The sequence below is a fragment of the Lysobacter sp. CCNWLW3 genome (assembly GCF_036697405.1).
Lineage (GTDB): Bacteria > Pseudomonadota > Gammaproteobacteria > Xanthomonadales > Xanthomonadaceae > Lysobacter.
The window spans coordinates 604,520-628,516 of the sequence record NZ_JBAHWA010000001.1 but is presented as its reverse complement, the minus strand read 5'-3'; the positions used below and the strand labels follow the sequence as shown (position 1 = coordinate 628,516).

Sequence of the window (23,997 nt, the reverse complement as noted above, 5' to 3'; positions counted from 1 at the left end):
GACGGGCGAGTCCGTGGCGCTTACTCAGCTCCCGCCGCGACCGCCTGCGGCCGCGGCCCGGCGATGGTTGTGCCGGGCCGCGACGACGATGTCGCCGGTGCAAGGCGGTCGCCGCTGCGCCGGGCCGCCGCGGTCACGCCGGTAGATGGTCGAGCAGCTTGTCCAGCGTGATCGGGTAGTGCCGGACGCGGAAACCGGTGGCGTTGTGGATGGCGTTCGCCACCGCCGCGCCGACGCCGCAGATGCCCAGTTCGCCGACGCCCTTGGCCTTCATCGGCGAGGAGATCGGATCGGTCTCGTCCAGGAAGATCACGTCCTGGTGCGGGATGTCGGCATGCACGGGCACTTCGTAGCTGGCCAGGTCGTGGTTGACGAAGTAGCCCAGGCGCTTGTCGACCGCCAGATCCTCCATCAGTGCCGCGCCCACGCCCATCGTCATGGCGCCGATGACCTGGCTGCGCGCCGCTTTCGGGTTGAGGATGCGGCCGGCCGCGCACACCGCCAGCATGCGGCGCACCCGCACCTCGCCGGTGGCCGCGTCCACGCCGACCTCGCAGAAGTGCGCGCCGAAGGTGGACTGCTGGAACTTCTTGCCCAGGTCGCCGTATTCGATGTAGTCCTCGGCCACCAGTTCGCCGTCTTTCGCCGCGTCCGCCAGCGCCGCCTGGCGCGCGCCGTCGCGCACCCGGCCGTCGGAAAATTCGGCCGTGGCGGCATCGAAGCCCAGCTTGCGCGCGACCGCTTCGCGCAGCTTGAGGCAGGCCGCGTATACGCCGGAGGTGGAGTTGTTGGCGCCCCATTGCCCGCCGGAGCCGCAGGAGACCGGAAAGGCGGAGTCGCCCAGGCGCACGTTTACGCGCTCCAGCGGCAGGCCCATCATCTCGGCCGCGGTCTGGGCGATGATCGTGTAGCTGCCGGTGCCGATATCGGTCATGTCGGTTTCGACGGTGACGGTGCCGCGATCGTCCAGGCGCACGCGGGCGGCGGACTTGGTGAGCAGGTTGTTGCGGAACGCGGCGGCCACGCCCATGCCGACCAGCCAACGCCCGTCGCGCACGCTGCCGGGCGTCGCCGAGCGCCGATTCCACCCGAAGCGTTCGGCGCCGGTGCGCAGGCATTCGACGAAGCGCCGCTGCGAGAACGGGCGCTGCGGATGCTCCGGATCGACCTGGGTGTCGTTGCGGATGCGGAACTCCACCGGGTCCATGCCCAGCTTCTCGGCCATCTCGTCCATCGCCGCTTCCAGCACCATCAGGCCGGGGGCCTCGCCGGGCGCGCGCATCGCGTTGCCCTCGGGCAGGTCCAGCGTGGCCAGGCGCATCCGGGTCATGCGATTGGCGCCGGCATACAGCAGCCGGGTCTGCTGCACCGCCACCTCCAGGCCGCCGCCGGGCAGGTCGCCGGACCAGCTTTCGTGGCCGATCGCGGTGAGCTTGCCGTCGCGGTCGGCGCCCAGGCGCACGCGTTGGATGGTGGCCGGGCGGTGAGTGGTGTTGTTGATCATCAGCGGGCGTTGCAGCGCCACCTTGACCGGCCGCCGCGCGGCGCGCGCGCCCAGCGCCGCCATCAGCGCGTCGGCGCGCAGGAACAGTTTTCCGCCGAAACCGCCGCCGATGTAGGGCGACACCAGGCGCACGTTCTTCTTGGGTATGCCCAGGGTGGCGGACATATCGCCCACGCCCCAGTCGATCATCTGGTTGGCCGTCCACACCGTAAGCCGATCGCCGTCCCAGGCGGCGATGGAGGCGTGCGGCTCCATCATCGCGTGCGATTCGTCCGGCGTGGTGTAGGTGGCGTCGAACTGGACCGGTGCGTTCTTGAACGCCGTGGCGAAGTCGCCGGCATCGCTGTCGGGCTTTTCGTTCTTCGGCGCGATCGCGCCGGCCCTGGCTTTGTCCAGGTCGTAGGCGCCCTTGGCGCGCACGTAGTCCACCCGGATCGTCTGCGCGGCGGCGCGCGCCTGTTCGAAGGTCTCGGCCACGACCACCGCGATGGCCTGGTGGTAATGCTGGATCTCCGGCCCGCCCAGCAGCTTGGCGGTATTGAATTTGCCCTTGCCGAGCTTGCCCGCGTTCTTCGCCGTCACCACCGCCAGCACGCCCGGCGCCTTGCGCGCGGCGCTGTCGTCGAGGAAGGCGATCCGGCCCTTGGCGATGCCGGCGCCGACCACGTAGCCATAGGCCTGGTTGGGCACCACGTCGTGGCGCTCGTAGGCATAAGGCGCGGTTCCCGTGGTCTTGAGCGGGCCGTCGATGCGGTCGGTGGCCTTGCCGACGACTTTGCCCCGATCGATCGGATTGGTGGTGGCGGGCTGATCGAATTTCATGCGCGTCTCCCTGCGTCGACCAGCACGGCGGCGATCGTGCGTTCGACCAGCGGCTGCTTGAAGGCGTTGTCGTGGGTGGGGCGCGCGCCATCCAGCAGGACCGACGCGACCGCCTTGGCGCCCTGCGGCATCGCCGCGTCGGCGGCGTCCAGGCGCCAGGGCTTGTGGGCGACGCCGCCCAGGGCGATCCGGCCGCTGCCGTCGCGCTGCACGATGGCCGCCACCGACACCAGCGCGAAGGCGTAGGAGGCGCGATCGCGCACCTTGCGGTAGATCTGTTGGCCGCCGACGGGCTTGGGCAGGGTGACCGCGGTGATCAGTTCGCCCGCTTTCAGGCTGTGCTCGATCTGCGGCGTGTCGCCCGGCAAGCGGTGCAGCTCGGCGATGGGGATGCTGCGGGACTGTCCCTGCGGGTCCACGGTTTCCACCACCGCGTCGAGCGCGCGCATCGCCACGGCCATGTCGCTGGGATGGGTGGCGATGCAGGCCTGGCTGGCGCCGAGGATGGCGTTGTGGCGGCTGTAGCCCTCCAGCGCGGCGCAGCCGCTGCCGGGGCGGCGCTTGTTGCAGGGCTGGTGGGTGTCGTAGAAATACGGGCAGCGCGTGCGCTGCAGCAGATTGCCGGCGGTGGTGGCGCGGTTGCGCAATTGCCCGGAGGCGCCGGACAGCAGGGCGCGCGCGAGCAGCGGATAGTGACGGCGCACCTGGCGGTCGGCCGCCAGGTCGGTGTTGCGTACCAGCGCGCCGATCCGCAGCCCGCCCTCGCGGGTTTTGGCGATCGCGTCCAGCCCGATGCCGTTGACGTCGACCAGATGGGACGGCGTTTCGATCTCCAGTTTCATCAGGTCCAGCAGGTTGGTTCCGCCGGCGATGAAACGGGCGCCCGGCGTGGCCGCCACCGCGGCCGCGGCCTCGGCCGGCGTGCGCGCGCGTTGATAGGCGAAGGCCCTCATGACAGGCCTCCGGCCACGTCGCCGATGGCGTCGACGATATTGGAATAGGCGCCGCAGCGGCAGAGGTTGCCGCTCATGCGTTCGCGCACCTCCGCGGCGCTCAGCCGCGGCCGCGCCTTGAGGTCATCGGTGACGTGGCTGGGGATGCCGGCCTTGACCTCCTCCAGCATCGCCACCGCCGAACAGATCTGTCCCGGCGTGCAGTAACCGCATTGGTAGCCGTCGTGTTTGACGAAGGCCGCCTGCATCGGATGCAGGCGCTCGGGCGTGCCCAGTCCTTCGACGGTGGTGATGCGTGCGCCCCCGTGCATCACCGCCAGACTCAGGCAGGCGTTGATCCGGCGCCCGTCGACGATCACCGTGCAGGCGCCGCATTGGCCATGGTCGCAGCCTTTCTTGGTGCCGGTCAGGCGCAGGTGTTCGCGCAGGGCGTCGAGCAGGGTGGTGCGCGTGTCCAGTTCGAGGCTGCGCTGCGTGCCGTTGACCTCGAATCCGACCTTCGATGTCACCGGCGCTCGCGCCGCCTCCGGTGCGCTGGCCTCGGCGGCGAGCGTGCCTATCATGGGCAGGGTGGTGGCCGCGGCCGATACGGTGCCCGCGATCAGCACCTGTCGCCGGCTCAGCCGGGTCTTGAGCGGGGAGTCTGCTTCCATTGGCTGCGTCCCGATTGGGCGGAGGGCTACTGGAATACCGCAGGGGTCGCTATTAACACAGCGATCGCTAGGGCGATGTGATTCCGGGTGGAGGCGAGCGCGCAGCGGACATCGAACGCCGCGGGCAGGCGCGGCCCGGACCGGTATCGCGTCACAGATTCGTGCGCGCCATGGCCGCGCGTCGCGTGAAAGACGCGAGCCGGGCGCCGGGCGCGGCGGTTTCACTCATCGTCACGCCGACTGGACTAGGCTGGATACAGCTCTCCGGATGAGAGACCGACGTGAATAGTTTCTCGGCGTCGCCGCAACGGCCCTGGATCGACCGATCGTCGATGGCGCTGCTGATCGGGCTCACCGCTTGGCTGTCGCTCAAGCTGGCCCGCGGCCCGGGCGAGTTGGCCGCGATCTGGATAGGCAACGGAATCTTCACGGGCTGGCTGTTGTCCAGGCCGACTTGGACTTGGCCCGGCTATGTGCTGGCGGGGCTGGCGGCCGATATCGCCGCGCACCTGTTGACCGGCTATTCGAGTCTGCATGCGGCGGCCCTGGGCGCCAGCAATCTGGTGGAGGTAATGATCGTCGCAGGCGTGGTCAGGCGCCTGGTGCCGGACGTGGGCGATCCCAAGCGCTGGATCAGTCTGGGCGGCATCGCCACCGCCAGCACGCTGGTGGCCTGCGCGATATCCGGCGCGCTGGGGGCCTGGATCACCTCGGCCATGTACGGAAGCTCGCTGGCGATGAACTTCATCGGCTGGTTCGCATCGCACGTGGTCGGCATGGTGATCATCGCCACTTCCACCCTGGTGGTGCTGCGCGAAGGCCTGGATTTCGTGGGCGCGCGGGGGCGTCGCGGGTCGTTCTTCGTCAGCATGCTACTGCTGGCGGGCATCAGCATCGCGGTCTTCCATTCGCGTTATCCGGTGCTGTTCATGGCCTATCCGCCGCTGCTGCTGGGCGCGTTCCGGCACCGTTTCGCGGGCGTGGCCATGGGCGTGATCCTGCTGACCGTCGTCGGCAGCGTCGCCACGGCCATGGGGCGAGGGCCCTTGTGGCTGGTGCAGGACATCGGCACCGGCGGCCGCATCGCGCTGTTGCAGCTGTATATCGCCGGCGGCTGCCTGATGACCATCCCGGTCGCCCTGGCCATGGCCGAACGCAAACGGCTGACCGCGCGGGTGCGCGAAAGCGAGCACCGCTATCGGATGCTGGCCGATTACTCCCACGACGTGATCGTGCGCATGCGCGCCGACGGCGAACGGCTGTACGTATCGCCTTCGGCCCAGGACATCCTGGGCTGGTCGCCCGAGGAAATGCTGGGCACGCGCTGGGATCTGGTGCATCCGGAGGATCGCGAGCACCAGATCCGCGCCATGGAGGAAGTATTGGCTTCAGGGCGGGCCAAGACCGCGGTCTACCGCGTGCGTCACAAGGACGGGCACTACGTCTGGGTGGAAGCGGTCACGCGGCCGATTCCCAGCGAGGACCGGGCCGGCGAACAGGACATCATCTACGCCGGCCGCGACGTGACCCGGCGCGTGGTGGCCGAGCAGGCGCTGGAGGAAAGCCGACTGGAACTGGAACGCCTGGCCCGCGTCGACACGCTCACCGACGTGGCGAACCGGCGCCAGTTCGACGAATGCCTGTCGCTGAGCTTACTGCGGATGCGGCGCCAGGGTTTCCCGATCGCCCTGATGTACCTGGATATCGATCATTTCAAGCGCATCAACGACGGTCAGGGCCATGCCGCCGGCGACCAGGTCCTGCGCATTTTCGCGCGCCGCCTGCTCGACAGCGTGCGCAGGACCGATCTGGTCGCGCGCCTGGGCGGCGACGAGTTCGTGGTGATCATCGAGGACGCGATGCTGCCCGAGGCCGCGGAGGCGATGGCGCGAAAGCTGATCAAGGCGATGCATGGCCGAATCGACATCGAAGGCCGGTCCCTGGACGTTACGACCAGCATCGGTATCGCATATTCGAGCCTGCCCACGGACGCCACCAGCCTGATGTCGGTGGCGGACGCAGCGCTCTACGAGGCCAAGAAAGCGGGGCGCAACACCTACCGCGTGCAGGCGGTGGTCGAATCCTCTTCGATGAGCTGACGAGCGCATCGCAAGGCCTGACCCTTGCGGCGCCGAAATCCATCGCACGGTGCGTGGACGTCCTGGCCGAACGCTCGCCGCGGCCGATACCTGGAACGGTTCAGTCGTCATCTCGCCGGCCATCAGACCCTGGCGGTATCTTCGCTGTCGCCCGCCAGCCTGGCCTGTGAAGCGATCGATCTGCACCCCCTGCTGCAGGAGGCGCCGCGCGAAGTCGGCGATGTCCTGTCGCGATTCCCTGCGGCTTCAGCGCGCTCGCGTCGATTCCAGCAAGGCCAGCAGCTGCACGATGCGATAGGGCTTCGGCAGGAACGACACGCCCTCGGGAATCGGCGGCAGCTGCGACTTGGCGTAGCCGGAGGAGAGGATGAAGCGCGTTTCGGGCCGGCGTTCCCGCATGGTGTGCGCCAGGTCGATGCCGGACACTCCCTTGGGCATGCTGACATCGCTGAATATCACGTCGATCCCGGCGTGGGCTTCGATCATTTCCAGGGCTTGCGGCCCATCGCAGGCGGACAGGGCGGTAGTGGATGTCCTCCAGCGCTTCGACCACCAGGTCGCGCAGCAAGTCGTCGTCTTCCACGATCAAGATGCAGGGCGAGGTCATGCATTGTTCCCCATGGCTGGAAAGCACAGCGATACGCGCGTACCGCGGCCGGGCTCGCTGTCGATGTGCAGATAGCCTCCGGATTGCGCCGTGAAACCGAAGGCCTGGCTCAAGCCCAATCCGCTGCCGCGGCCGACTTCCTTGGTGGTGAAGAAAGGCTGCACGGCCTGTTGCAGGATCTCTTCGCTCATCCCCGGCCCGTTGTCGGTCACGCTGATGCGCACGAAGTCTTCTTCCTTCGAGTTCAGCTCGAGCGGTCGGTTTGCGGTGGCGTCCGTGGCGACCTGGATGATGCCGCCGTCGACCAGCGCATCGCGGCTGTTGACGACCAGGTTCAACAGCGCCGCTTCCAGCTGGGTCGGGTCGACTCGGACCCTGGGCAGACCGTCGGCCAGCGAGAACCGGAAGTTGATGTTCGGGCCGCAGGCGCGCGTAAGCAGTTCGCGCATGCCCTGCACCAGCTGGTTGATCTCCAGGGTTTCCGGCGCAAGGGCCTGGCCGCGGGCGAAACTCAGCAGTTGCCGCGTCAGCAGCATGCCGCGGTCGGCGGCGCGGATGGCGCCATCGACCAAGCGGCTCACCCGTTGTTCGTCTTCGCGATGGGCGCTGATCAGGTCCAGGCTGTTGACGATCACGCCGAGTATGTTGTTGAAATCGTGCGACAGGCCCAGCGTCAGTTTGCCGATGGCCTCGGTTTTCTTGGCCTGCAACAGCGCGCTCTGCGCTTCGGCCAGCCGCAGCGCCGACTCGTGGCGCTCGGTGATGTCGCGGGTCACTTTTGCGTAACCGATCAATTGCCCGTCCTTGAAGATCGGGTCGATCACCACGCTGGCCCAGAACCGGGCTCCGTCCTTGCGCAGGCGCCAGCCTTCCTTTTCGTAGCGCCCGTTCTCGCGCGCCATGCGCAGCCCGTACTCGGGCTCGCCGGCGTCCTGGTCGGTCTGCACGTAGAAGCGCGAAAAGTGCTGGCCTATGATTTCCTTGTCGTCGTAGCCCTTGATCCGGCGCCCGCCTTCGTTCCAGTTGCAGATGTATCCATCCGGGTCGAGCAGATAGATGGCGTAATCGAACACGCTTTGGACCAGCAGCCTGAATTGATCGCCGTCTTCGAACGCTCGAATCGAGGGACTGGTGTGCGCGAGCATGGCCTGCGTTTGCGAGCGAACGGATGGCCGACGCTACGCTTGGGATTGTTAATGATCTGTCACATCAGGCCCGGACCGGGCCGGGGCCCGGTCTGGAGCAAATGACAGTGCGTCGGCCCCGACTCGTGCAGGTGCGCCGGAGTTTTCGGTTTCCGCGGGCGGGCAGAATGCAGGGCGCGTGCTGCGCCGCCATCAATGCTTCTTCAGCATGCGATCTCGCGCCTGCTCGGCGCGGGATGCGCCGATGGCGGTTTCGACCTGTTTGATCTCCTCCGGGGGCGGAAGCACGGCCGGGAAGCCGAGCGACTGGATCCACAGCTCCCGGGTCCAGCCGTGAGTGTGATAGAGGTGATGGTCTTCGTCCTGCTCGACCGCGTCGAACGCGGCTTGCAGGACTTCGATCGCCGGCCCCTTGCCGTTCTTCGCCACGTGGCCGATGAGTTCCCAGTTCAGGTGATCCTTGGTTTCCGCCAGGACCACGCATTCGCCGGCCACAAGCTCGGCGGCGGCCGGGTCGCCTGCGGCCAGGGCCATTTCCATCGCCTGGACCAGGGCCTTGCCGATATGCGCGACCACATCCCGCCCGGGAGTGGAAGCATCCGGATCCAGGCCCAGGGATTCGAATACGTTCAGCAGCACCTTGCGGTGGGTCCGGGTCTGCTCGAGATACTCCGTCCACTCATTGCGGAGCTCGTCGTTGACCGCGCAGCGGACGGCGGTTTCATACACCTGAATACCGCCCAGTTCGGTCTCCAAAGCCTGGTAGAGCAGTTCCTTGAGCTGCGCGGAATCTTGCGTCTTCTTGGCCATGTTCCTCTCCGATATGCAGCGTCCTTCGACGCGATCAGGCGTAGGAAATTAAGAGCCGTCGGATGTTGAAAACGTGAATTTTCGCCCTGAATGCGCGCTCCATTCTTGATGAATCGTTAAGCATTCTGCGTCCAGTTTCCGGACGGAAGAATCTGCAGTCGAGCGCGCTGGAAATCTGGCGGCTCGCTGGTCAGTCCGAGGTGGACGGGGGTGCCCGATGTTCGTGCTCGCGGTAGCGTCCGCCCGGCATGCCGTGCTCGATCAGCATGGCCTCCAGGCACCGTCTCACATGCGGCCGATCGTCAGGTTCGGCCTGGGCGAGGATGTCCCGTGCCAGCGCCTCGAACTGAGGCCAGAACTGCGATGGATGACGGAGCCTCTCCAGCCAGGGCGGCAGCATGCGCGCCAGATGGTCTAGCTCCGCATCCAGTTGCGGGCCCGTTTTCATGCTGGCGAGCGCGGCCAGTGAGCTTCGATCCGATGCACGGCGCCGTCGTCGACGAGCGCGAACGCGAAATCCGGCTGTTCGACGCCGTCCAATTGCAACAGTGCCGGCCCCGCATCGCGCTGCCGTACCAGGATCGAGTACAGGCTGGTGCCATGGCGGTACTGCATCCGGTATTCAGGCCAGCCGGCGGGCAGGCAGGGTTTCAGGGACAGACGGTCGCCGCTGCGCTGCAGGCCCAGCAGAGATTCGGTCAACAAGCGATACATCCAGCCGGCGGAACCGGTGTACCAGGTCCATCCGCCGCGCCCCACATGCGGCGGCACCCCGTATACGTCGGCGGCCAGCACGTAGGGTTCTACCTTGTAACGCGCGGCGTCCTCGCTGCTGAGGGCGTGGTGGATGGGATTGATCATATGGGCCAGGTCCCAGGCCCGCGCCGCGTCGCCCTGAGCGGCGAACGCCATCGCCGCCCATACCGCGGCATGCGTGTACTGCCCGCCGTTCTCGCGCACGCCGGGCACGTAGCCGCGGATGTAGCCCGGGTCCTTGGCGGTCTTGTCGAACGGCGGCTCCAGCAGCTGGATCAGCCCGGCTTCGCGCCGCACCAGGTGCTGGTCGAGGGAATCCATGGCCTGGCGCGCGCGCACCGGATCGGCTGCGCCGGAAAGCACGGACCAGCTTTGCGAAATGGAGTCGATCCTGCATTCGTCGCTCTGGGCGGAGCCCAGCGGCGAGCCGTCGTCGAACCAGGCGCGGCGATACCATTGCCCGTCCCAAGCATGGGCTTCGAGGTTATCGCGCAGGCGCTGCGCGTGTTCGCGGCAGTACTCGGCGAATGCCTCGTCGTTGCGCGCCTGGGCGACGTCCGCGAAACGCCGCAGGGCGTCGAACAGAAAGAAGCCCAGCCACACGCTTTCGCCGCGCCCGGCGTCGCCGACCCGGTTCATGCCGTCGTTCCAGTCGCCCGTGCCGATCAACGGCAGGCCGCGTTCGCCCAGCAGGCCGCAACCGCGCCGCAGCGCGAGTGCGCAGTGATCGTAGAAGGACTGCTGCAGGTAGGACGCCACCGGCATGTCGTAGTAGGACTCTTCGTCGGGGTTGACCGGGCGCCCTTCGATGAACCGCACGTTCTCGTCCAGCACGCTGGCATCGCCGGTGACCTCCAGGTAGCGGCAGGCCGCCACCGGCAGCCACAGATAATCGTCCGAGCAGCGCGTGCGCACGCCGCGTCCCTGCGGCGGGTGCCACCAATGCAGCACGTCGCCATGCGGGAACTGGTGCGCCGCGCACAGCAGCAGGTGTTCGCGTGTCAGCGCCGGCTTGGCATGCACGGTCGCCATGGTGTCCTGGAGCTGATCGCGGAAACCGAAGGCGCCACCGGACTGGTAATAGCCGCTGCGCGCCATGTAGCGACAGGCCAAGGTCTGGTAGAGCAGCCAGCCGTTGGCCAGGGCATCGACGCCGGGGTCCGGGGTTTTCACTTGCACGGTCGAGAGCAGGCCGTGCCAATGGATACGCACCGCGTCCAGCGCGTCGTGGGCGCGCTGCGCGCCGCGCAGTTGCGTCGCCAGTTTCAGGGCCTCGGCGTGATCCTTGCCGATGCCCAGGCGGAACACCGTTTCCGTTTCCTCGCCGTCGGCCAGGCTCAGCGGCACCTGGATGGCGGCGCAGGGGTCCAGGGCCACCCCCAGCCGGCCCGACAGGCGCTCGCGTCGCATTGCCGCGGGGGCGCCGAGGCTGCCGTTGCGGCCCAGGAACTCGGTGCGGTCGGCGGTGTAGCTGCAGCCGTTGGCATCGGTGTCGAAAAAGGCGACGCGCCCGTTGAACTCGGTGTTGTACGGGTTACGCGCGGTCAGCAGGCCGCTGTCGGCCTGCAGTTCGCTGACCACGTGCATCTGCGATTTCGCCCGCAGGTCGCCGAGCACCCATTCCACGTAGCCGGTAACGGACAGCCGGCGTGCGCGGCCGGACAGGTTGCGCAGCTTCAAGACCGAGAACTTCACCGCTTCCTCGACGTCCACATACAACCATAGCTCGCTGGCGATGCCGTCTTCGATGTGTTCGTAGACGCTGTAGCCGAAGCCGTGGCGGGTCCGATAGTCGCCGCGGCCGCGGCAGGGCAGCGGCATCGGCGACCACAGGCGCCCGCTGTCCTCGTCGCGCAGGTAGTAGGCCTCGCCGCCGCTGTCCGCGACCGGGTCGTTGTGCCAGGGCGTCAGGCGGAACTCGTGCGCGTTCTCGAACCAGGTGTAGCCCGGCGAACTCTCGCTGACCACGGTGCCGAGTTTCGCGTTGGCCATCACGTTGGACCAAGGGGCGGGGGTCGGCGCGCCCTCGCGCAAGACGATTACGTACTCGCGGCCATCGGCGGAGAACGCACCGGTGCCGTTGTCGAACTGGAATTCTTCGCTCACCGCGTCGAACGGCCAGGCATCCTCCGCATTGGCGTCGGTCCGGGGCGGAGGCAGGCCGGTAGCGGCGCTCGCGTCCGTTGCCGGGGGCGGCACCTCGGCGGCTTCGGACAGCAGCGCGGGCACCGATCGTTCGGGCGGCACGTGCCGTCCGATTTGCGCGGCCAAGGTGCCGCGTTGATCGCTGACGATAACCCGCGCCACCGACTGCAGCAGGATGCGATCTTCCTGCGACATCTGTTGGGCCGGGCGCACGAAGATGCCGCCGGGCCGGTCCAATAGGTTGGCTTCCGGATCGGCCGAGACCATGCCCAGGATCTGGTCCTGCAGCTGCTGGCGGTAGCCGGCCTTGCTTTCGTTCCAGATCACCAGATCGGCACGCAAACCCTTGAGCCGCCAATAGGCGTGCGCCTGCACCATCTGCCTTACCAGTTCGATGTTGTCGGCATCGGAGATCTGCAGCAGCACGATCGGTAGATCGCCGGAGATCGCATGCCCCCACAAGCCGGATTGGCCGCGTTGATTCTGCAGCAGCACGTCCGGGTCGGCGCGCAACAGGGGGTGGGCGTAGACGATCAACCCGGCCAGGCGCTCGTACAGCTGGGCATCGGCCTGGGAGGCGTTGATCTGGCGCCGCACCACCTGGCTGTGGGTCCAGGCCAGATCGAACACACGGTCGGCCAGGCGGCGGTCGCGGTATTTCTCGATCAGTCCCACGCAGGCGTCCCGGTCCGCGCCGACGCCATAGACCATGTCGATCATCGCGGTCTGCTGCGGCGCCAGCTCGATCCGGCAGCGGATGGCGACGATCGGGTCCAGCACCGAACCCTGGGAATCCGACAGCGCTACGTCGGCCGAGAGCGCACGCGGCGTGCGCGGCGTGTTGCCGCGGCCCAGAAAACGCGCACGATCGGTTTCGTAGGAAATCGCGCCGACGTCGGCGTCGTGCACCGCGACCAGGTGGAACATCCACGGCGGCACTTCGTCGTGCGCACGCGGTCGCCGCGTGCATAGCAGCGCCTGTTTCGGCCTCAGGATCTCCGATTGCACGAACAGGTTGCTGAAGGCCGGATGCAGCTCGTCGGCGATGGCCGGGGCCAGCACGACTTCGGCATAGGTGGTGATCTCGATCGTGCGCGTGTGCCGGCTGCGATTGCTCAGGCGCAGCCGGCGCAGCTCGATGTCGTCCTCGGCCGAGATCGCGATTTCCAGATGACTGTCGTAGCCGCGCTTGCGTCCGCGGAACTCGGCCTTGGCATCGGAAAAGATCGCCTCGTACTGCTCCACCGGAACGCCGGTCGGCTGCAGGGCGGCGGACCAGAATTCGCCGCTGTCGACGTCCCGCAGGTAGCAGAAGTTGCCCCAATGGTCGCGGGTGCCGTCCTCGCGCCAGCGCGTGACCGCCATCTCCTGCTGCCGGCTGTAGCCGCCGCCGGCGCTGGTCAGCAAGCCGTGGTAGCGGCCGTTCGACAGCAGTTGCACGGCCGGGCGCGTCGTGTCGGGATTGCGGAAGATGCGCAGTTGGGTTTCGGTCTCGCCGACGCTGGCGCGCGCGCCCAGGGTCTCGGCTTCGTGAGGATGGAACACGCCGGTATGCGGGATGCGCTCCTGCAGCAGCAGCAGCGTGGCCTGGAACTCGGGGTCGGCGACGAAGCGCCGCTGCATCGGTTGCTGGCGCAGCAAATGGTCCAAGGCCAGCAAGCCCATGCCCTGATGGTGGGCCATGAAGGAGCGCACGACCACGTATTCCTGGCCGTGCGGCACCCGCGCGGGGGTGTAGTCGATGGCTTCGTACAAGCCGAGTTCGCCGCCGAAGCCCAGGGCGGTCAGGTGCTGCAGGTTCTGACAGGCGGCTTCCGGCGCGACCATCAAGGCCATCATGCTGGCGTAGGGCGCGATCACCAGGTCCTGGCCCAGGCCGCGCTTGAGCCCGAGCCCGGGGACGCCGAACGCGCGGTATTGATAGTTCATGCGCGCATCGACGGTGTTGTAGCCGGACTCGGACACGCCCCAGGGCACCGCGCGCTCCAGGCCGTGCGCGATCTGCGCCTCCACCGCATGGCGCGAGGTCTGGTCGAGCAGGGTATCCGGATAGCTGGGCATCACCAGTTGCGGCATCAGGTACTCGAACATCGAGCCGCTCCACGACAGCAGCGTGGCGTCGCCGTTGACTTCGGTCAGCAGGCGCCCGAGCGCGAACCAGCTTTCCTGCGGAAGCTTGCCCTGGGCGATGGCCACGAAGCTGCACAGCCGCGCCTCCGACGCCAGCAGGTCGTAGTAGCCGGTATCCAGGCGGTGTTCGTCCAGGTTGTAGCCGATCGACAGCAGGTGGCGCGCGCGGTCGTACAGGAACTCGTACTCCATCAGCGAGAACTGGCCGGCGACATGCGCCAGCCGCTCCAGTTCGTGGACGCGCGCGCGAGCGCGCGCCTGCGCCTCGGGGTCGGACGATCGCGACTGCAACTCGCGCAGGGTGGGGATACGTTCGTCGGCGGCCGCGTCGGCATCGGTCGCGTCCGACGGCGCCGGGCCCAGGCCGAAGAACCGCAGTTCGGCCTGCGCGGATCGGCAGGCATCGGCGAGGGCAGCGGCCCAACGGGCTGCGTTCGGATCCTCGCTCGCGGGCCAGGCGGCCAGGATGTCGTCGGCGTGCGCGCTCAACCGCGTCAGCATGGCCAGCGCTTCGCGCACCGTCGCCGGCGCCCGCGCGAGCGCCGGATCGAGGGCGTCGCGGAAGGCGGACAGGCTGCGGCCGAGCGCTTCGTCGGTATGGCCCGCGGCGCGATGGCCTTCTTCCAGCACGCCGAGCGTATCGGCCAGTCCCGCGAAGGTGGCGGGCGCCAGCACCGGTTCGTCGGCCAGCGCCAGCAGCCCCTGGCGCAGGGTCAGCAGGTGCCCGGCGAGGTTGCCGCTGTCGACGGTGGAAATGTAGCGCGGCGGCAACGGTTGCAGCGTCTCGGTGTCGTACCAGTTGTAGAAATGCCCGCGATGGCGCGGCAGCGTTTCCAGGGTGGCGAATACGCGGCGCGTGCGTTCCATCGCGCGGTCCATCTGCAGATAGCCGAAGTCGTAGGCCGACAGGTTGGCCAGCAGCGACAGGCCGATGTTGGTCGGCGAGGTGCGCCGCGCGACCACCAAGGCGGGATGTTCCTGCACGTTGTCCGGTGGCAGCCAATGGTCCTCGGCACGGACGTAGGTTTCGAAGAAGCCCCAGGTGCGGCGCGCCAGGCGGCCCAGGAACGCCAACTGCGAAGCGGACAGGTCGGCGTCGTGCTGTGCGGGCTGCTGGCCCAGCCAGGCCATGAGGGCCGGCGACAGCAACCACAGGCCCAGCCAGGGCGCGGCTATCCACAGCGCCGACGGCTGGACGATCGCAAGCAGTATCGCCGCGGCGATGGCGAACAATGGCGCCGCGGCCATGCCGCGCAGTTCCGCGCTCATGCCGCTGCCCAGGCTGCGTTCGACCTCGCTGGAGGGATTCCATTGCAACAGATGACGGCGGCTGATCGTCAGCCGCCATAGCGTGCGTGCGATCGCGCCCAGGCTCAGCAGGGCTTCGTAGGGTAGGCAGGCGATCTGGACCAGGGCGCGCTGCAGCTGGCGCAAAGTGGATTTGCCCACACGCAGCAGATGCGCCTCCAGCGGCATGTCCACCGGGACGGCGAAGGCATCGCGCAGCGCCGGCACCAATACGGGCAACAGCCACAGGCCGATCAGCCACGCCGTCCAGGCCAGCGGCTGCGGCGAGAACAGCCAGCCCAGCAGCAACAGGGCCGTGGCGGCCACCGGCACCAGGCTACGGCGCAGGTTGTCCAGCAGCTTGCCGCGCGACAGCCACGACAAGGGGTTGCGCTCGTAGCCGCCATGAGCGCGCGGCACCCAGGGCAACAGCCAGGGCAGCAGCTGCCAATCCCCGCGTATCCAGCGGTAGCGCCGTTTCACGTCGGCCGCGTAACGCGAGGGGTAGTCCTCGAACAGGCGCACGTCGCTGACCAGGCCCGCACGCGCGTAGCAGCCTTCCAACAGGTCGTGGCTTAGGATGCGGTTGTCCGGGAAACGCTGCGCCAGCGCCGACTCGAACGCGTCCACGTCGTAGATGCCCTTGCCGACGAAGGAGCCCTCGCCGAACAGGTCCTGATACACGTCCGACACGGTGCGGGTGTACGGGTCGATGCCCGGTTCGTTGCCGAACATGCGCGCATAGCGCGTGTTGCGGCGCCCACTCTGGCTGGTGCCGACGCTGGGTTGCAGGATGCCGTAGCCGCGCACGACCCGACGCTGGCGGCTGTCGAAGCGGGCGCGATTCAGCGGATGCGCCAGGGTGCCGACGAATTCGCGGGCGGCATCGCGCGGCAGGCGGGTGTCGGTGTCCAGGGTGATCACGTAGCGCACCTGGGTGAGGACTTCGGTATTGCCGCTCACCTGCAGGAATTCGTCGTGCGCACCGCTGCGCAGCAATCGGTTCAATGCGGCCAACTTGCCGCGCTTGCGTTCGTGACCCATCCAGCGGCCCTCGCGCGGATTCCACTCGCGCGCGCGGTGGAGCAGGAAGAACAGGTCGCCGCTTTCGGGGGCATAGCGGGTATTGAGCAGTTCGATCTGTTGCGCGGCCCGCGCCAGCAGGACCGCGTCGGAGGGCAGGGTTTGCTGGCCGGCATCGAGGAAATCGGTCAATAGGGCGAAGTGCAGGTGCTGATCGCGATTGGCCAGGAAGCGCACTTCCAGCCCCTCCACCAGGCCGTCCACGCCATCGGCGCTGCCCAGCATGCTGGGCACCACCACCAAGGTCCGGGCATCGGCGGGAATGCCTTTGGAGAAATCCATTCGCGGCAGGGGCCGCGGCGCCACCAGCAAGGTGGCCGCCCAGTTGACCAGGGCGATGCCCAACTCGCTGAAAGCCGCTACCGCCAACGTCGCCAGCAGCCACAGCGGCGTTGCCGGGGGGATGCCCGAGCCCTCGGACAACAGGCCCCAGGCGAACAGCGCGGTGATCGCGGCGATCGGAGCCAGATAGGCAGGCAAGGGAATACGCGCAGGGCGCAGACGGATCGGCCGACGCGACGGTCCCGATGCGGCCACCGCGGCCCGGGTTTGCGCCACCCCGTCGTCGACCAGGTAATAGCCGACGTGCGCCTGGCTGTCGCCGGCCGCGCCCGCCGCCGCGCCCGATCGGGCCAGCTGCAGCACGATGTCCACGACCTCCTGCTCGCTGGCGCCGCTGAGACGCGCCATCTTCTCCACCACATGGCGGTAGCTGTCGCGGGTGTTGAAATCCATCAGGGCATAGACGCCGACCGGGTCTTCGCGCAGACGGCGCTCGACCACGCTCATGTTCTCCACGAACTCGCGCCAATCCATATTGGCCAGAAAACGCAGGCTGCCGATGCTGTTGCTGATCGATACCTGGTCGGCGGCCTGTTGCTGGCTTTCCAGGTGCACCAGCTCCTCGATGCTGTGGCCGCCGTCGACGACCCACTGTTCCAACCAGGTGATCGGCATCGAGAACACCGCGCCGCGGCCCTGCAAGCCGCGCGTCAGCTCGGAGACGAAGGCCCCGGATAGCGGCGGTCCGGATCGCGCCATGTCGGCCACCGCCAGCACCACGTTCTTGGGATTGTCCGCGGCGGTTTCGTTCAGCAGACTGGCCCATTCGTTCGCGAGCCTATGGTCGGCGCCATCGCGCATCACCCGCACCGCCATGCGCCGCAGGTTGTCGATCAGAGCCAGCCGCAACATGATCGGTATGGCCCACAGTTCGCCCAGCTTCAGCGGCGTGATCGATTGATAGGCCGCGACGAAGCGGCTGATGGTTTCGCCGTCGATGCGGCCGTCGCCGTGCGCGATGGCTTCCAGCGACAGATCGTAGACGCGCGGCAGGCCGGTCGAGGCGCCCTGGCTCAATGAGGGCAACTGCCGACTGTAGCCTTTGGGAAGGTGCCGGCGGGCCGTGTGGATCTGTTCTTCGATCAGGTAGTAATTGTCCAGCAGCCATTCGCCGGCCGGGGTGATGCGCATGTCGTCCTGGACCATCCGGGTCAACAGGGTGTAGGCATCGTCGAGCAGCCCTTCGTTCTCTTCCAGCCGGTCCAGCAGCCGTTCGGGCCCGGCACGCGCATGCACGCGATGGGTGCGTGCCAGCAGTTTGCCGTGCGACTCCATCTGCTCGGCATTGAACAGTTGCGATCGCAGGGGGCCTTCGACCTGCAGCGCGCTCGGTGCGGCTGCACGTCGCCAGCGCCACCAACGCCTGCGTAAGCGTAGCCAACGGCTGAACATCCTCCACAGCTGAGGCATCGGAAACCAAACAAGAGGCGTGCGTGCCGGTAGACCATCATTGCACGACGATCGAAACAGCAAGGTGAAAGCGCGATCGTGCGACGAGGTTCAGCGTCGCGACCGGTGGCCGATCACCGTTCGTGCCCGATCCGCGATGGTCGTCGGTGCACGCGGCGGTCGGCGACGATGAGCACCCAGTTGCCGGGCACGACGCCGTAGACGGGGAATGCCGCCGATGCGACGCACTGCCCGAGGGACAGCCATCGCCAGACGCTGTCCGGGGCGGCGGCGTCTGTGCATCCGCTGCGTTTCCGCCGCGGCCGGCGAGCCGCATGCGGTCAGGGGCTACAATGGCGCAATGGACTATCAACTCGTCATCAAGCTGTGGCGCAAGTCGCTCGCAGACGAAGCCTTCCTCGCCACGATCGAAAGCGAGCTCAAGCAGGTCCTGGGCGACACGGTGGAACTGGAGGGCTACGACACCAGCCCGAAGGAGATCAATCTGTTCATGACCACGGCCGATCCGCGCCAGGCCTTCCGGCGCGCACGCAACGTGCTGGAGCAGGCGGGAGTGGTGCAGGGCGTATCGGCGGCGTTCCGTCTGGTCGGCGGCGCCCAGTTCACGTCGATCTGGCCCTTGCGCGTAACGCGCAAGTTCACGCTGCCTTAGCCCGAAAGGAGCACAGCGCAGCGAACGGGCGGCGAATGCCGGCGGCGGGCGCGGCCCGAGCCTGGCTCGGCCTGCGTCCGAGACGGGCCCCGGGCGATGGATTCCGACCCCGACTCCCGCCGGCGTTGTTGCCGGTGCTTGCCGTGGATGACGCCACGCACCGGGCATACTGCTGCGCAGCAGGTTTCCGCCCGGTCTGTCCGGCCGTAGTGCTGCAGGAGCTCCCATGAAGAACGCTGCGGCCGCCCAGGCTATGCCCGCCGGATCGGATCTTCCGTACTACGACGACCGGCCCGTCGCGATCTCCGGTGCGCGGTGGTGGTTCCTGATGGCCACGGTCGCGCTCGGCTTCGCGGTGCTGATCGCACCCCTGCCGCTGTTGCGCGATGGCTGGGGCCGGTTCGTTCCGGCGGTCGCGTTCTTCGCGATCCCGATGCTGGGCCTGCGCATGGTCGCGGGGCGCCACTGGACCGCCGTCTTTCGCCGCGTCGGCTGGCGGGAGCTGCTGTGGATGTTCGGATTCGCCTTGCTCAATATCGTCGTCACCGTGCTGATCGGCGCGACGGTGCTGAAGCTGTTCGACGCCGCCCGCAATCCGGCGTTCGCCTTGCTGGCCGGGCAGACCGGCGACGAACGGCTGCTGTTCTTTCTCAGGACCCTGCCGCAATTGTTCGGCGAGGAAGTGCTGAGCATCCTGCCTTTGCTGGCCCTGGCCTGGTTGTTCCATCGCAAGCTGGCCTGGCCGCGTTCGCGCGCGCTGCTGTGCGCGTGGCTGCTGTCGGCGCTGTGGTTCGGCGCGGCGCATCTGCCGACCTACGACTGGAACCTGGTCCAGTGCCTGGTGGTGATCGGCAGCGCGCGCCTGGTGCTGAGCTTGGCCTATCTCAAGAGCCGGAACCTGTGGGTATCGTTCGGCGCGCACGCGATCAACGACTGGTCGATGTTCGGCCTGGGCCTTTGGCTGGGGGCGGGCGCCGCATAAGCGGGCGGGCCGGGATCGGCGCGCTCAAAGCCGTGTCGCCCCGGCGATTCCGGTATTCGGGTCTCGTTGGCGGGCGAGGGCGCATCATCCGCCGCTCGCGCCTTCGATTGCGGCGCGCTCCCCCAAACCACGGAGTTTTCGCCATGAAATGGATCCTCGTCCCCGCCGCGGCCGCCGCGTCGCTGTTCGCGTGCAATGCCCACGCCGGCTTGCCGCAGTTCGACGGCAGCTGCCCGGGCAAGCTGTCCGTGCGCGCCGGCCAGGGCGGTCCGGTGTACGTCAACGGCAAGCAGGCCAAACTCAAGCGTTTCAACGACAACTACTACGAAGCCAAGGACGCCGCCTCCGGCGTCACCCTGTCGATCGCCGTCGATTCCGGCGGCAGGCCCAGCCTGTCGTATACGGGGAAGAATCGCGCCAATGGCGTGTGCCAGCTGACGGCGGGCGATGTGGCCGTGCCGCCTGCCGCCGCCGTGCCCAAGGCCGCGCCGCGCCGGTCGCACCCCGTCGCCGAGAAGGCCTGTCTGGCCGCGGTCGCCAAGGCCGCGAAGACCGATGCGGGCAAGCTGTCGGTGATCAGCGCCGAGTGGAGCCAGGCCGGCACTGGAGTCCAGGTCAAGGCGCCGGGCGCGAACGCGCCCTGGGCCTGCATGGTCGACGACAAGGGCAAGGCCTGGCACGTCAGCTATACGGGCGAGCGCTGAGGCTGGACCAGGCCGCGCGATCCCGGAGATCGCGCGGCGCTGCCGGGTGCCGATGTCCGGTGCGCGCAGCCTTGGTTCGGACGGGGCCTGGTCTGCGCGGGCTTGCGTGGCCGCGGCTTACGCCGGACCTGCCTCGGAGCGGCTGCGCGCGCGCAGGCGTTGCGTGGCGTGACGACGATCGCGCCCGTCTCGCCCTGTGCGACACGCACGGCATAGTCTCAATGCAACGGCCTTCAACGCCGACGGGACCGGGGCCGGACACCGTGGAGCGGGCAGGGCCCGCGCCGGTGTTCAGTGGCCGTCCAGCAGTTCGATCAGGGCGCGGCGTTTCTTGCGCGACAGCTTGCGCATCAGGCCCATCAGGCGCAGCTCGTCGGGATCGCTGTACTTGGTGGTCTGGTCGCGCACCGACAGCGACTTGCCTTCGATGGTGCCGCGGCCGGTGGCCAGCCACTCGAAGCTCACGTGCTGTTGGACCGCGATCGAGAGCATGCGCTCGAGCTCGGGCAGGGCCAGGCCAATCAGCCATTTGCGCGCGGTCTCGCGGCTGACGCCGTAATAGGACGCAAGCGCGCCCGTGCGGGCGCGGCCCTTGGCGAAGCCGGAGAAATCCAGCGCCTGATGCAGGCGGCGGGCGAATTCGTCGTGCGGTGTGTTGCTCATGCGGTACCGCCTGTGCGTCCTGCCAGGCTCGATCGGTTGTCCGTCACCGGGTGTCCACTCGTTCTTGCGCGGGAGAGCGCAACTCATTCTTGCGCATCTTGTGGAAACGAATCACACTTTTTAAGTGTTGTATTTAGCTACTTCGAGTTGTATGTTTTGTTTGCGTAAACGACGATAGGGATGTCGTGGCCGGAACAGTCAGTGCAGCAATGTCCGCGAACGCGGAAAGCGGAAACTCCCGCGAAAATCCGATCCGGCGTTATGTCGCCTGCTTCGCGACAGTCGGCTTGGCGGCCAAGGCCGCCGGTGTGTCCACAGAAATGCTGCGCCAAATGCGCATTCGAGGCTTTGTTTCCACGCGCAACCGAGCTTTGCGCATGGCCGAGGCCTGTGCCGGGCGGGTCAGTGCGATCGAGCTGATGGCGCTGCCGCGGCGGAGCGGGCGGGGTTGAGCCGATGAGCGGGCCGGATGCCGCTGCCGAGGCGCCCATGCGCGAATCCGCCACCACCGCCGTGGTCGCGGTGGTGGCGGCCGAACCGGCTTCGGCGCCGGGCGGCGAGTGGGCCGACGCTTCGGCGGTGGCGGCCGGTCTGGCCGCGGCGCTGGCCCTGCTGATCGCGGCGGCGGCCTGCGTGCTGGCGGTGTCGATGCGGGGTCAGCGCCCGCGGCCGGATCTGGCCGAGCGCGAGAGTCGCAACGGCGACTCGCTGCTGTGGTTGGCGCGCGAAATCGAGGTGCATGTGGCGCAGTTGGAGCGTGCCGGGCGCAGCGCGGGCGAGCAGCGGCGCTGGGCGCGGCTGTGCCGCCGCATCGCCGGCGAGCATCTGGAATGCGTGAACGCCTTGATGCTGGAGGGTTTGCGACGCGAGGCGAGGCCGCCGCCGGCCGCGCCGGGCTCCGCCGAGCCGTAGCGGGCGAGGGCGTCGGAAAGGTGCCTGGGTGCTGGCCCGGCTTGTATGCTCCGGGTATGAGCGCAGCCGACCTGGACGATTCCGCCGCCGCCCAACTGTCCGGCCTGGTGCCGCGCCGCAGCTATCTGCTCGCCTTGCTGGTGTTGATCGGCGCGCTGGTGCTGGTGTTCGCGACCTGGACCGTGGCGCGCGATCGCGAACTGCGTTCGGCCGAGTCCGAATTCCACGCCCAGACCGAGGTCGTCACCGACCTGATGCGGCAGCGCCTGATCTATTACGAACTGGTCGCGGGCGGCGGCGTGTCGCTGTTCGCCTCGGTATCGCGGCCGACGCCGCAGCAGTGGCGGGCCTATGTCGACGGCATGAACCTGCGCGAGCGCTTCTCGGCCATGCTGGGTCTGGGCTTCGGCGGCTACGTGCGCAGTTCGCGGCTGCCGGATCTGCAAACCGAATGGCGCGAATCCGGCTACGGCATGCTCGAGGTGCGTCCGCGCGGCGTGCGCCGCGACTACGGCCCGATCCTGTACCTGGAGCCCAAGACGCCGGCCAACGTGGCGGCGGTCGGCTACGACATGTACTCCGAGCCGACCCGCGCGGCCGCGATGTCGGCGGCGCTGGAGTCCGGCCAGCCGCAGCTGACCGGCCCCGTGCACCTGATCCAGGACGGCGCCGAGAAGAGCGTCGGCCTGGTGCTGTACCTGCCGGTGTATCGCGGCGGCGACCGCCCGCAGAGCCGGGATGCACGCCGCAGCTCGATGCAGGGCTGGGTGTACGTGCCGTTCCGGGTGCAGCCGTTCGTGGAGAACTCGCTGGGCAACGCCTTCAAGGACGCGCGCTTCCGCATCTACGATGTCGACCGCGGCGCGAGTTCCTTGCTGTATGCCAGCCCCGGCGAGCTCAGCGAGGAGGTGCCGGCGTTCCGTCACTCGACCACCTTGGACGTCTACGGGCGGCGCTGGCGGCTGGAGTTCGAATCCAGCCCGCAGGCGCAGTCGGCGCCGCGCCTGGCCAGCCTGCAGAACATGCTGGCGCTGGGCCTGTTCGCCTCGCTGCTGCTGTACGCGGTGGCGCTGACCCTGGCCCGCACCGAGGCGCGCGCGCGCAAGATCGCCTTGCGCATGACCGAGGACTATCGCCGCAGCGAGACCCGCTTCCGCAGCGCGATGCGCTATTCGGCGATCGGCAAGGCCTTGTTGGACAGCGAAGGCCGCATCGTCGAGGCCAATCCGGCCCTGGTCGCGATCGTCGGCAACAACGAGGCCGCGCTGCGCGGCACCCGTTTCGACGGCCTGTTCGAGAACGAGGACCACGAACTGGTGGGCCGGACCGCCGGCCGCACCGACACCGACGGCGTGCACCGCGCGACCCGGCGCCTGCATCGCGAGGACGGGCTGGTGCGCCAGGTCCAACTGACCTATTCGCCGGTGCCGGGCAACGTCGGCCAGGACATCACCGGCCTGGTCCAGGTCGAGGACGTGACCGAACGCCTGCGCGCGGAAGCGCGCGTGCACGCGCTCAACCGTACCCTGGAGGCGCGCGTGGCCCTGCGCACGCGCGAGCTGAGCCTGGCCAATCAGGAGCTGGAGGCCTTCGCCTACAGCGTCTCGCACGACCTGCGCGCGCCGCTGCGCGCGATCGAGGGCTTCAGCCGCATCCTGATCGAGAAGCACGCCGCCCAGCTCGACGATTCCGGGCGCGACTATCTGGGGCGCGTGCGCAAGGCGGCCGGGCGCATGGGCGAGCTGATCGACGCCCTGCTGCACATGTCGCGACTGGCGCGCAGCGAGCTCAAGTTCGACCGTATCGATCTGAGCAAGCTGGCCGGCGAGATCGTCGAGGAACTGCGCAGCGCCGATCCGCAGCGCCGCGTCGAAGTCGAGATCGAACCGGGCCTGCAGGTGGTCGGCGACGCGGCGCTGCTGCGCAACCTGCTGGCCAACCTGCTGGGCAACGCCTGGAAGTTCACCCGCGACCAGGCGCTGGCGCGTATCCAGTTCGGCGCCACCGTCAACGCCCAGGGGCTGGCGGAATTCCATGTGCGCGACAACGGCGCGGGCTTCGCCCAGGAATACGTGAGCAAGCTGTTCCGGCCGTTCCAGCGCCTGCACACCGACAGCGATTTTCCGGGCCACGGCATCGGCCTGGCCTCGGTCAAACGCATCGTCGAACGCCACGGCGGCACGATCCGCGCCGAGGGCGTGGAGGGGCAGGGCGCGACGTTTACGTTTACGTTGCCGGGGGAATAGGCCTGCGCGGTGATCGGCCGCGTAGTCGCGAGCCGGTCGCGGCGCACTGAGTCGTTCGTGCGAGCTTCTCGAAGCGTGGGCGGCGGGCTTCG

General features: G+C 68.2%; 16 protein-coding genes. 7 read left to right on the top strand and 9 right to left on the bottom strand.

The genetic code is table 11. The annotated features are described in order from the left end of the window. Positions 1–133: 133 nt before the first annotated feature. From paoC to paoA, 3 genes are read right to left on the bottom strand one after another with little or no spacing between them, the layout of a single operon-like run. The gene (paoC, locus tag V1318_RS02820; RefSeq protein ID WP_332937511.1) at positions 134–2,326 is read right to left on the bottom strand and encodes an aldehyde oxidoreductase molybdenum-binding subunit PaoC; all 2,193 of its coding nucleotides are present in this window, start codon (positions 2,324–2,326) and stop codon (positions 134–136) included. Beyond that, on the bottom strand, positions 2,323–3,279 hold the full coding sequence (locus V1318_RS02815) for a xanthine dehydrogenase family protein subunit M (RefSeq protein WP_332937510.1): 957 nt from the start codon (positions 3,277–3,279) through the stop codon (positions 2,323–2,325). The genes paoC and V1318_RS02815 overlap by 4 nt, the downstream gene beginning before the upstream one ends. Then, the gene (paoA, locus tag V1318_RS02810) at positions 3,276–3,932 is read right to left on the bottom strand and encodes an aldehyde dehydrogenase iron-sulfur subunit PaoA (RefSeq protein ID WP_332937509.1); all 657 of its coding nucleotides are present in this window, start codon (positions 3,930–3,932) and stop codon (positions 3,276–3,278) included. The genes V1318_RS02815 and paoA overlap by 4 nt, the downstream gene beginning before the upstream one ends. Positions 3,933–4,213: 281 nt before the next feature. Here paoA and V1318_RS02805 point away from each other — a divergent pair, with 281 nt between their 5' ends. Continuing rightward, positions 4,214–6,031, top strand: a complete 1,818-nt coding sequence (locus tag V1318_RS02805) for a diguanylate cyclase (protein WP_332937507.1) — start codon at positions 4,214–4,216, stop codon at positions 6,029–6,031. A 246-nt stretch (positions 6,032–6,277) separates the two neighbouring features. Here the strand turns inward: V1318_RS02805 and V1318_RS02800 are convergent, their stop codons facing one another. From V1318_RS02800 to V1318_RS02780, 5 genes are all read right to left on the bottom strand, one after another. Beyond that, entirely contained in the window at positions 6,278–6,517 is a 240-nt protein-coding gene (locus V1318_RS02800) for a hypothetical protein (protein WP_332937505.1), read from the bottom strand. A gap of 117 nt (positions 6,518–6,634) precedes the next feature. Further along, on the bottom strand, positions 6,635–7,783 hold the full coding sequence (locus tag V1318_RS02795) for an ATP-binding protein (protein ID WP_332937503.1): 1,149 nt from the start codon (positions 7,781–7,783) through the stop codon (positions 6,635–6,637). A gap of 192 nt (positions 7,784–7,975) precedes the next feature. After that, positions 7,976–8,593, bottom strand: coding sequence for a hypothetical protein (locus V1318_RS02790; protein WP_332937501.1), 618 nt, complete (start codon positions 8,591–8,593; stop codon positions 7,976–7,978). 190 nt (positions 8,594–8,783) lie between these two features. Continuing rightward, complete coding sequence (locus V1318_RS02785; RefSeq protein WP_332937500.1) at positions 8,784–9,041, bottom strand: hypothetical protein; 258 nt, start codon at positions 9,039–9,041, stop codon at positions 8,784–8,786. After that, positions 9,038–17,611 (bottom strand): glucoamylase family protein, encoded by an 8,574-nt coding sequence (locus tag V1318_RS02780; protein WP_332937499.1) that lies wholly within the window; start codon positions 17,609–17,611, stop codon positions 9,038–9,040. Before V1318_RS02780 ends, V1318_RS02785 begins: the two co-directional genes overlap by 4 nt. Positions 17,612–18,086: 475 nt before the next feature. Between V1318_RS02780 and V1318_RS02775 the strand changes: the two genes are divergently transcribed. From V1318_RS02775 to V1318_RS02765, 3 genes are all read left to right on the top strand, one after another. After that, positions 18,087–18,398, top strand: coding sequence for a hypothetical protein (locus V1318_RS02775; protein WP_332937498.1), 312 nt, complete (start codon positions 18,087–18,089; stop codon positions 18,396–18,398). 226 nt (positions 18,399–18,624) lie between these two features. Beyond that, entirely contained in the window at positions 18,625–19,380 is a 756-nt protein-coding gene (locus V1318_RS02770) for a CPBP family intramembrane glutamic endopeptidase (RefSeq protein ID WP_332937497.1), read from the top strand. A 143-nt stretch (positions 19,381–19,523) separates the two neighbouring features. Continuing rightward, positions 19,524–20,084, top strand: a complete 561-nt coding sequence (locus tag V1318_RS02765) for a hypothetical protein (RefSeq protein ID WP_332937496.1) — start codon at positions 19,524–19,526, stop codon at positions 20,082–20,084. Positions 20,085–20,375: 291 nt separating this feature from the next. Here V1318_RS02765 and V1318_RS02760 read toward each other — a convergent pair whose 3' ends face one another. Continuing rightward, on the bottom strand, positions 20,376–20,747 hold the full coding sequence (locus V1318_RS02760; RefSeq protein ID WP_056174996.1) for a helix-turn-helix domain-containing protein: 372 nt from the start codon (positions 20,745–20,747) through the stop codon (positions 20,376–20,378). 209 nt (positions 20,748–20,956) lie between these two features. On the opposite strand from V1318_RS02760, the gene V1318_RS02755 reads away from it, so the two are divergent. The 3 genes from V1318_RS02755 to V1318_RS02745 are packed head-to-tail and all read left to right on the top strand — an operon-like array spanning position 20,957 to position 23,905. Beyond that, on the top strand, positions 20,957–21,199 hold the full coding sequence (locus V1318_RS02755) for a hypothetical protein (protein WP_332937495.1): 243 nt from the start codon (positions 20,957–20,959) through the stop codon (positions 21,197–21,199). Positions 21,200–21,236: 37 nt separating this feature from the next. Then, positions 21,237–21,659 carry a hypothetical protein gene (locus V1318_RS02750; RefSeq protein ID WP_332937494.1) on the top strand — a complete coding sequence of 141 codons (423 nt, stop codon included), beginning with the start codon at positions 21,237–21,239 and terminating at the stop codon, positions 21,657–21,659. Positions 21,660–21,715: 56 nt separating this feature from the next. Continuing rightward, the gene (locus tag V1318_RS02745; RefSeq protein WP_332937493.1) at positions 21,716–23,905 is read left to right on the top strand and encodes a CHASE domain-containing protein; all 2,190 of its coding nucleotides are present in this window, start codon (positions 21,716–21,718) and stop codon (positions 23,903–23,905) included. Positions 23,906–23,997 lie beyond the last annotated feature (92 nt).

Excerpts from the sequence above, each read along its gene's own strand:
- paoC (WP_332937511.1), bottom strand. The coding sequence starts at position 2,326 with ATGAAATTCGATCAGCCCGCCACCACCAATCCGATCGATCGGGGCAAA.
- V1318_RS02815 (WP_332937510.1), bottom strand. The coding sequence starts at position 3,279 with ATGAGGGCCTTCGCCTATCAACGCGCGCGCACGCCGGCCGAGGCCGCG.
- paoA (WP_332937509.1), bottom strand. The coding sequence starts at position 3,932 with ATGGAAGCAGACTCCCCGCTCAAGACCCGGCTGAGCCGGCGACAGGTG.
- V1318_RS02800 (WP_332937505.1), bottom strand. The coding sequence starts at position 6,517 with ATGATCGAAGCCCACGCCGGGATCGACGTGATATTCAGCGATGTCAGC.
- V1318_RS02795 (WP_332937503.1), bottom strand. The coding sequence starts at position 7,783 with ATGCTCGCGCACACCAGTCCCTCGATTCGAGCGTTCGAAGACGGCGAT.
- V1318_RS02790 (WP_332937501.1), bottom strand. The coding sequence starts at position 8,593 with ATGGCCAAGAAGACGCAAGATTCCGCGCAGCTCAAGGAACTGCTCTAC.
- V1318_RS02785 (WP_332937500.1), bottom strand. The coding sequence starts at position 9,041 with ATGAAAACGGGCCCGCAACTGGATGCGGAGCTAGACCATCTGGCGCGC.
- V1318_RS02780 (WP_332937499.1), bottom strand. The coding sequence starts at position 17,611 with ATGGAGTCGCACGGCAAACTGCTGGCACGCACCCATCGCGTGCATGCG.
- V1318_RS02775 (WP_332937498.1), top strand. The coding sequence starts at position 18,087 with ATGGACTATCAACTCGTCATCAAGCTGTGGCGCAAGTCGCTCGCAGAC.
- V1318_RS02770 (WP_332937497.1), top strand. The coding sequence starts at position 18,625 with ATGAAGAACGCTGCGGCCGCCCAGGCTATGCCCGCCGGATCGGATCTT.
- V1318_RS02765 (WP_332937496.1), top strand. The coding sequence starts at position 19,524 with ATGAAATGGATCCTCGTCCCCGCCGCGGCCGCCGCGTCGCTGTTCGCG.
- V1318_RS02760 (WP_056174996.1), bottom strand. The coding sequence starts at position 20,747 with ATGAGCAACACACCGCACGACGAATTCGCCCGCCGCCTGCATCAGGCG.
- V1318_RS02755 (WP_332937495.1), top strand. The coding sequence starts at position 20,957 with ATGTCCGCGAACGCGGAAAGCGGAAACTCCCGCGAAAATCCGATCCGG.
- V1318_RS02750 (WP_332937494.1), top strand. The coding sequence starts at position 21,237 with ATGCGCGAATCCGCCACCACCGCCGTGGTCGCGGTGGTGGCGGCCGAA.
- V1318_RS02745 (WP_332937493.1), top strand. The coding sequence starts at position 21,716 with ATGAGCGCAGCCGACCTGGACGATTCCGCCGCCGCCCAACTGTCCGGC.